This window comes from Rhodopseudomonas sp. B29, assembly GCF_000333455.1.
GTDB lineage: Bacteria > Pseudomonadota > Alphaproteobacteria > Rhizobiales > Xanthobacteraceae > Rhodopseudomonas.
Window position 1 is genome coordinate 1 of record NZ_BADD01000348.1, and the last position, 7,652, is coordinate 7,652.

The 7,652-nt window shown below is 66.2% G+C and carries 7 protein-coding genes; 1 reads left to right on the forward strand and 6 read right to left on the reverse strand.

What is annotated here, in order from left to right; all coding sequences use genetic code 11:
- Together I5M_RS12515 and I5M_RS12520 are read right to left on the reverse strand one after the other, a co-directional pair.
- On the reverse strand, positions 1-731 hold a 731-nt coding region (locus I5M_RS12515), incomplete at its 3' end, for an L-lactate dehydrogenase (RefSeq protein ID WP_022721713.1).
- Between the two features lie 9 nt (positions 732-740).
- Positions 741-1,484, reverse strand: a complete 744-nt coding sequence (locus I5M_RS12520; protein ID WP_022721714.1) for an FCD domain-containing protein — start codon at positions 1,482-1,484, stop codon at positions 741-743.
- Between the two features lie 147 nt (positions 1,485-1,631).
- Here I5M_RS12520 and I5M_RS12525 point away from each other — a divergent pair, with 147 nt between their 5' ends.
- Entirely contained in the window at positions 1,632-3,506 is a 1,875-nt protein-coding gene (locus I5M_RS12525) for an FUSC family protein (RefSeq protein ID WP_022721715.1), read from the forward strand.
- On the opposite strand, the gene I5M_RS12530 is transcribed toward I5M_RS12525, so the two are convergent.
- The 4 genes from I5M_RS12530 to I5M_RS12545 all read right to left on the reverse strand — a co-directional run.
- Positions 3,503-5,128, reverse strand: a complete 1,626-nt coding sequence (locus I5M_RS12530; protein ID WP_022721716.1) for a thiamine pyrophosphate-dependent enzyme — start codon at positions 5,126-5,128, stop codon at positions 3,503-3,505. The genes I5M_RS12525 and I5M_RS12530 overlap by 4 nt on opposite strands.
- A 28-nt stretch (positions 5,129-5,156) precedes the next feature.
- The gene (locus I5M_RS12535; RefSeq protein WP_022721717.1) at positions 5,157-6,029 is read right to left on the reverse strand and encodes a fumarylacetoacetate hydrolase family protein; all 873 of its coding nucleotides are present in this window, start codon (positions 6,027-6,029) and stop codon (positions 5,157-5,159) included.
- Between the two features lie 158 nt (positions 6,030-6,187).
- Entirely contained in the window at positions 6,188-7,171 is a 984-nt protein-coding gene (hpaD, locus tag I5M_RS12540; protein ID WP_022721718.1) for a 3,4-dihydroxyphenylacetate 2,3-dioxygenase, read from the reverse strand.
- A 190-nt stretch (positions 7,172-7,361) separates the two neighbouring features.
- Positions 7,362-7,652, reverse strand: a 291-nt coding sequence (locus tag I5M_RS12545; RefSeq protein WP_031336197.1) for an aldehyde dehydrogenase family protein, incomplete at its 5' end; no start/stop codon positions are given.

The following is a 7,652-nucleotide window of genomic DNA, read 5'->3' on the forward strand; positions in this document are numbered from 1 at the left end:
CAGCTGTCGCGGATCCATTGCAGATCGCGCCAGCCGATCGACGGATCGAAATTGGCGCCGAGCCAGCCGACGTAATCGTCGAGCGCGATCTTCCTGTTGAGATACGCACTTACATTGCCGAGATCGTGCGGCCGGCCGCGCAGCCCGACATCCCACGCCCAGCGCGGATGGCTGATCGCCTGAAGCATGCGGCGGAACGCGGCGTTGGGGCCGGACATGCCTGAATGCGCATCGCGATAGCGCGCGCCCGGCACCGGCATATCGACAGTGAATACCAGCGTACGAACGCCGGCTGCCCAGGCTCGCTGCAGCGCATTCGCCATGAAGCCGCGGTCCTTCAGCACATACAGCTGAAACCAGATCGGCCGATCGACCTGGCTCTGCACCTCCTCGATCGGGCACACCGAAACCGTCGACAAAGTGAAGGGAATGCCGCGCGCGGTGGCGGCGCGCGCCGCCTGCACCTCGCCGCGGCGCGCATACATGCCGGTCAGTCCGACCGGCGCAAGCGCCACGGGAAGAGTCATGTCGCGGCCGAACAGTCGCGTCGAAAGATCGACTTCGCCGACCTCCTTCAGCACGCGCTGACGCAGCGCCAGCCGCTGCAGGTCATCGCAGTTGCGCCGCAGCGTCTGCTCCGCATAGGCGCCGCCGTCGATGTAGTGAAACAGGAACGGCGGCAGGCGGCGGCGGGCGGCTTCACGAAAATCCAGCGGCGACGAAATGATCATGGCAGGCGTTCACTCCTGAGCGATTTGTTGTTGTGCGCGCGACGCCCGGCGCTGGCGTTGCGCGTCGTCTTCGATCAGCTGCAGACGATCCTCGACGAAATCGAGATGACGACTGGCAGCGCCGCGCGCGGCTTCGGCCTTACCGCTGATTACGGCATCGAGGATCTCGCGGTGCTGGTCGTTCAGCTCGTCGAGAATGCCGGGCAAATGATAGAGCCGGCGAAGGCTCTGCGAGATGCTGGCTTCCATCAGGCCGAGCAGCCCACTCATGACTTGTTGCAGGACGACGTTGTGAGCTGCGGTGCAGACCGCCATGTGGAAGGCGGCGTCGAGCCGGGCCTGCGAATCCAGATCGTCGGCGGGCGCGTTCACCACGCCCTGATACGCAGCAACGAGCCGCGCCTTGTCGGCGTCGTCGGCCCGGAGCGCAGCGAAGTACGCGGTCTCCCCCTCGATCGGCTTGCGCATCTCCATCACGTCCCGCCAGTAGCCGGCCTCGCTGCGCGCCAGCGACGCCAGCGGTAGCAGGGCAGTGCGCACCGGATCGGACTCCTCCGGGGCGCTGACGAAGGTGCCACCGCCGCGACGGCTGACGAGCACGCCGCGGCTGGCAAGCTGGCGAATGGCTTCGCGCAGCGTCGGGCGCGACACGCCGAAATCCGCGGCGAGCTGCCGCTCAGACGGGAGCCGGTCCCCCGCGGTGAGATTGCGTGCTGCGATCAATGCTTCGATGCGACCGGCGACGGAAGCCATGGAGGCCACAACCCTTGCTATTTGGTAAGACCACTTAGTGTGGCGGCGCGCGCTAGACCATCGAATTTTTGCGGTATAGTCTCGCGGTTGATCCAGATCAAGCGAGATATTGGTCAGACCAATTCTGGGCAATCGGTGGAGAACCGGATGAACGAAGGCCTTATGCGCACCCGACCAGCCAAAGCTTGGGCTCCGGCGATGCAGTCGACGGCAGGCCGGCTGCGTTGGGCAGCGCGGCGGCTGGAATTGCGCGCTGTCGGTCTGACCCCCGAGCAGTTCAGCCTCGAGGAAGGCGCGCGGGCCGCCGTGGCGGTCGCGGTGCCGCTGCTGATTGCGGTCGGCTCGGGACAAAGCTGGATGGGCTGGTCGGTGTTCGCAGCGTTCTGGACCTGCCTGTGCGACAGTCCCGGCTCGGATCGCTTGCGCCGCCGTCTGCTGCTCAGCTTCGTCGTATTCGGCACGCTGATTAGTTTCGCCGGAGCATGGGCGGCGTCGTTCGCGCCGGGAGCGGGACTCATCGCCGGGCCGCTCATCGTATTTGCGGTGATCCTGCTGGCGTCGTCCGTCGCCTACGGCGCATTGCTCGGGACGCTGCTCGCGGTGGTGGCCGTCGTTGCGGTCGGATTTCCGCGGTCGCTCGATCTGGCGGCTGTGCAGGCTGCGGCCTTCCTGGTCGGCGCCGGCTGGGCATGGTTGCTGATCAATCTGATCTGGCGGATCGATCCGGCGGCGCCGCTGCGCCAGAACGGCGACGCGGTGTTGGCGCGCCTCATCGATATGACGAGCGATCTGCTGGCGATCGGCCGCGGCTCGCATCGTGATACGCATTGGCACAGCGAGCACGCCGAGCATCGCCGCGCCGTGCGGCTGGCGCTGGAACGGCTGCACGGATTGCTCGGCCGCTATGCGGGCGAGCCTGAAGCGGCAACCGAGCCGACGCGGCGCCTGCTGGAATTCGCCGAGACGGTGTTCAGCGCGCTGATCGCGCTGGATCAGGCTTTCATCGACGGGCTGGGCTCGGCGCAGGAGCGGGCGGCTGTGACACGCGCGTTCGGTATTGCGCTTCGATATGTTCGACGCGTCCGGCACGATCCGGCGAAGCTGATCAGCGTGCGGCGTGGCCCCTCGCGGCTCGCTATGTTACGCGCGCGCCTATCCGATCCTCTTCTCGCCGGATGCGTTGTCGCGCTGGAAGATGCGTTGGTCCTGATGGATGATCGCGGTCGGCGCCGGCCCTCGGAAGAGTTAGCTCCACAGACCGATCGTTTGACGTGGCGCGACAGGCTGCGGCCCGGGCTGCGTCAGGCGGCGCGGCAATCGGCCGGCGTCGTCGCGGTGTATGCGGCGGCGCTCGCGTTCGATCTCGGCTATCCCTATTGGGCGACGATGGCGGTCGTCGTGGTTCTCCAAGGCGGTGTCCGCTCGACCTGGACGCGGACGATCGAGCGGATTCTGGGAAGCCTGCTCGGTGGCTCGCTGGCGCTGGCGCTGCTGCATATGGCCGACGCCAAGCTGCTGTTGTCGGCAGTGTCGGTGCTGCTGGCGCCGGCCGCGATCTCGCTGCGCAGCGTCAACTACACCGCTTTCGTGGTGTTCTTGACAATGTTGTTCATCATCGTCGCCGAGATGCTGCAGCCCGGGACCGGCATTGCCTCGGCCCGCATGCTCGACAACGTCATCGGCAGCATCGCGGCGCTGCTGTCGGTGATTGTGTTTTGGCCGGAACTCGGACCGCCGCTGCAGACGCGGATCGAGCGCAGCCACGAAGCCAATCGCGCCTATCGCGACGCGGTGCTGTCCGACGCGCCACTCCAAACTATTCACCGGCTGCGGCGTGCGGCCGGCATGGCCAGCATCGAGGCGGAGATCGCGCTGCACGACCTCGGCGGCCTGCTGCGCTGGCGGCAGCGGCTGTCGACCGAACAGGCCGCCGTGCTGATGGACGTGCGCCGGCTGGCAGGCAACGCCGCCGTGGCGTGGCATCAGCGACTAGCAGCGCGGCAATCACCGCGAGCTGCCTAAGGCTTTGCCGGGTGAATGAACGGCCACGGGCTGGCTTCGCTGTCGCGCGGCACGTCGATGGCGATCAGTTGCGGGCCGCCGGCGGCCAGTGCCTTTTCCAGCGCCGTGCGGAAGTGATCGGGTGACGTCACGCGCGATGCGCCGACGCCGAACGACTCGGCGAGCTTGACGAAATCCGGATTGACCAGATCCGAAGCCACGACGCGGCCTTCGAAGCCGTGCAACTGGTCACGGCGGACGTTGCCGTAGGCCGAGTTGTCGAACACCAACGTCACCACGCCGATCTTATATTGGACCGCGGTGGCGAGTTCCTGCACGCCGAACATGAAGCCGCCATCGCCGGTGATGGCCACCACCGGTTTGTCCGGGCAGGCGACCTTGGCGCCGAGCGCGGTCGGGAAACCCGAGCCGAGCGTGCCTTGATAACCGGAGGTGAGGAAGGTGCGCGGCTGATAGATCGGAAAACCGTACCACGACGCGAAGCCGACCTGAGACAGCTCGTCGGTGACGATGGCGTCGTCCGGCAGCACGTCGCGCAGGATCTTCAAGTACGACATTTGCGGCTGGATCGCCTGGATGTCCTGCTGCGTCTTGGCGGTCGCGGCGCGGATGACTTCGCGGCGACCTTTGGTCTTGGTGTAACCCGCCTTGCTCACCGCGTCCGCCAGCGCCCGCGCGCCGGCCTTGGAGTCCGACACGATCGCCGCATCGGGCGTGTAGCGCCGCATCTCCGCCGGATCGATGTCGATGCGCACCGACTTCAGGCCCTCGGGTTTGAACGGCCAGCGGAACGTCGTCGGCAGCTCCATGCGGCTGCCGATGCCGATGATCAGATCGGTCTGCGGCCACAGCTGATAAGCGGCCGCGAAGGTCAGGCCGAGTTCATGCCGGTTACTGACGATGCCGCGGCCGGAGCGGAACGCCACTACCGGCGCATCAATCATCTCGGCGAGTTCGAGGATTTCGTCGCCGGCCTCCAGCGCACCGGCGCCGACGAAGATCATCGGCGTCTTGCTTTGCGCGATCAGCTTGGCTGCCGCGGCGACGCGGTCCGGATCGGGCGCCGGCGGCGCGACCGGATCGAGCGTCAGCGCCGCCGTCGTCTCGGCGCGCTGGGTGAACACGTCCCAGGGCATCTCCAGCGCCACCGGCCCGCGCCGGCCGCTCATCATCTCCTGGAACGCCCGCGCCACCAGCGCCGGTGCCTGGCCCGGATATTCGATGCGGTCGGCCCACTTGATGAAGCTGCGCAGCGTCGCGAGCTGATCGGGCATCTCGTGCAGATGGCCGCGGCCCTTGCCCAGATAAGCGCTCGGCACCTGGCCGGTGAGGCACATCACCGGCTCGTTGCAGCCGAACGCGGTGAGCAAGGCCGCGCCGGCGTTGAGCACGCCGGGGCCGGGCACGACGCTGAACACGCCGGGCTTGCCGGAGGCACGGGCGTAGCCGAACGCCATGTAGCCGCAGGCTTGTTCGTGCCGCGCGCCGATGACCTTCATCTGCGCCTTGGCGAAACCGTCGAACAGTCCATAGATCTGCGCGCCGGGCAGGCCGAACACGGTGTTGACGCCGTGCGCGACCAGGCCCTGGACGATCGCTTCGCCGCCGGTGATGACGCTCATTTTGGATCCTGTGACTTGCAGTGACTGACTAGTCGGCTTCGTCGACGACGCCGTTGCGCAGCACGCCGATGCCGTCGGCTTCGACCTCGATGACGTCGCCCGGCGCGAGATAACGTGGCGGCTCGAACCGCGCGCCGGCGCCGGACGGCGTGCCGGTGACGATGACGTCGCCGGGCACCAGCGTGGTGAAGGTCGAGATGTAATGGATGAGGTAGCGGAAGCTGAAGATCATCCGCGAGGTGCGGTCGTCCTGCCGCGTCTCGCCGTTGACGCGGGTGGTCAGCCGGATATCGGCGATCTGCGTCTCGTCGGTGTAGGGCACCAGCCACGGCCCGAGGCTGCCGGTGTGGTCGAAGTTCTTGCCCTGCGTGACGTTGAACTTGGCGTGACGCACCCAGTCGCGGATCGTGCCTTCGTTGCACAGCGTGATCGCCGCGATGTGATTCAGCGCATCGGCTTCAGCGATGTGCCGGCCGCCCTTGCCGATCACCAGTGTCAGCTCGCCTTCATAGTCGAGCAGCTTCGAGGCCTTCGGCCGCACCAGCGGCGTGCCGTGGCCGACGAAGGAACGCGGCGTGCGCATGAACATCGAGGGGAATTTCGGCGCCTCGCTGCCATCTTTGTATTCGGCGTTGCGGTCCGGATAGTTGACGCCGACGCAGATGATCTTCTCCGGCTGCGGGATCGGCGGCTCGAACTTCACTGCGTCGCGGGCGAAGTCCGGCGCGGTGTGATCGGCCTCGTCGACGATCCTGGTCAGTGCGCCCGCCGCGATCACCTCGCGCAACGTCGGATAATCGTTGGCATGGCGCGCCGACAGATCGACGACGCCATGGTCGCACACCGCGCCGTAGCGCGTGAGGCCGTTGACGGTGAAGGTGGCGAGACGAGGGGTGGTCATTGGAAATCAACCTTTGAAGGTGTCATTCCGGGATGCGCTGCGCGAGCAGCGCAGGCCCGGAATCCATACTCTCCGACAGGGGTTATGGATTCCGGGCTCGCGCTTCGCGCGCCCCGGAATGACAGAAGTTGGACGCGGTGATCTTGTCGGGGGCGTCTTCAATCCGCAATCACCACATCGGCTACGAACGCCGGCTCGCGCACCGCTTCGCCGACGAATTCCGAGCCCTGTTCGAACCACGAGCGCGGGGCCGGGGCGCCCCACAGGGTCTGGCGGCGCGGGTCGCGCAGCGACCAGCGCAGCGGCTCGTGGTCGTGGTCCATGGTCTGGTAGTCGCTGCAATACAGTTCGATGCGGTGGCCGTCGGGATCGCGGATGTAGAGGAAGAACGCGTTCGAGATGCCATGGCGTCCGGGGCCGCGCTCCAGATTTTTGATGTAGCCGTTCGACGCCATGACGTCGCACAGATGGATGATGTTGAGCGGGCCGGGCACCCAATAGGCGAAATGGTGCAGCCGCGGGCCACGGCCGTTGGTAATCGCAAAATCGTGCACATTGCCCTTGCGGTGCATCCAGGCAGCGGCGATGCGGCCGTTATCTCCGTCTTCTTCGGCGTATTCGGTCAGGCGGAAGCCGAGCCTGGCGTAGAAGTCGATGGTGGCCTGCGTTTCGGCCGCGAACACGTTGAAATGGTCGAGCCGCTGCGGATGGCAGCCCTTGTAGCGCTCGTAACGGCGCAACAGATGCGGCCGCTTATCCATAGTGGCGTAGAGCTCGAGCCGATAGCCGAACGGATCGGTGACGTGCAGGGTGCGGCCCTGGAACGGCCGGTCGACGAAGGCGTAGAGCACGCCGTTCTCGGCGAACCAGCTCGCCGCCTTGTCGAGATCGGCCTCGCTCGCGACCTTGAAGCCAAGCCGTGCCGCAGCGGCCTTGTCGGCTTTGCGCAGCACCACCGAGTGATGCTGATGTTCCTCGCTACCGCGCAAGTAAGCCGCGACATTGTCGTGATCCTCGACGTGCAGCCCGATGATGTTCTCGTAAAAGGCCACGCTTTTGTCGAGATCGACGACATCGAGCACCACATGGCTCGAGCGAATGATGTTGAACGGCGGATCGAACACGTGTTGCGGAGCGGGCATTGGCGAGTCCTCAGGAAGTCTCGTTATTAGTTTACAGCATCAAAGTTCGTCATTCCGGGGCGCCGCGTAGCGGCGAACCCGGAATCCATAACCCCTGTGTCGGCGGCTGTGCACGACCGCCCCGGCGGGGAGTATGGATTCCGGGTTCGCGCTTCGCGCGCCCCGGAATGACAAGTGGAGAGTGAGAGCACTACACGGCCCCCAGCTTCTGGATCTTGTGCGTGCCGCGGGCGAGGGAGACGTGCTTGGTCTCCATGTAGAACTCGAACGAGTAGTCGCCGCCGTCGCGGCCGATGCCGGACTGCTTCATGCCGCCGAACGGCGTCGGCAGGTGGCGGACGTTCTCCGAATTCAGCCAGATCATGCCTGCCTCGAGCGCGTCGGCGACACGCAGGCCGCGGCCCATGTCGCCGGTCCAGACATAGCCGGTGAGGCCGTAGCGGATGTCGTTGGCAACGGCGATCGCTCCGCCTCTCCTGAC

Bases quoted from the DNA above. Each gene is read 5' to 3' on its own strand.
- I5M_RS12520 (WP_022721714.1), bottom strand. From the start codon at position 1,484: ATGGCTTCCGTCGCCGGTCGCATCGAAGCATTGATCGCAGCACGCAAT.
- I5M_RS12525 (WP_022721715.1), top strand. From the start codon at position 1,632: ATGAACGAAGGCCTTATGCGCACCCGACCAGCCAAAGCTTGGGCTCCG.
- I5M_RS12530 (WP_022721716.1), bottom strand. From the start codon at position 5,128: ATGAGCGTCATCACCGGCGGCGAAGCGATCGTCCAGGGCCTGGTCGCG.
- I5M_RS12535 (WP_022721717.1), bottom strand. From the start codon at position 6,029: ATGACCACCCCTCGTCTCGCCACCTTCACCGTCAACGGCCTCACGCGC.
- hpaD (WP_022721718.1), bottom strand. From the start codon at position 7,171: ATGCCCGCTCCGCAACACGTGTTCGATCCGCCGTTCAACATCATTCGC.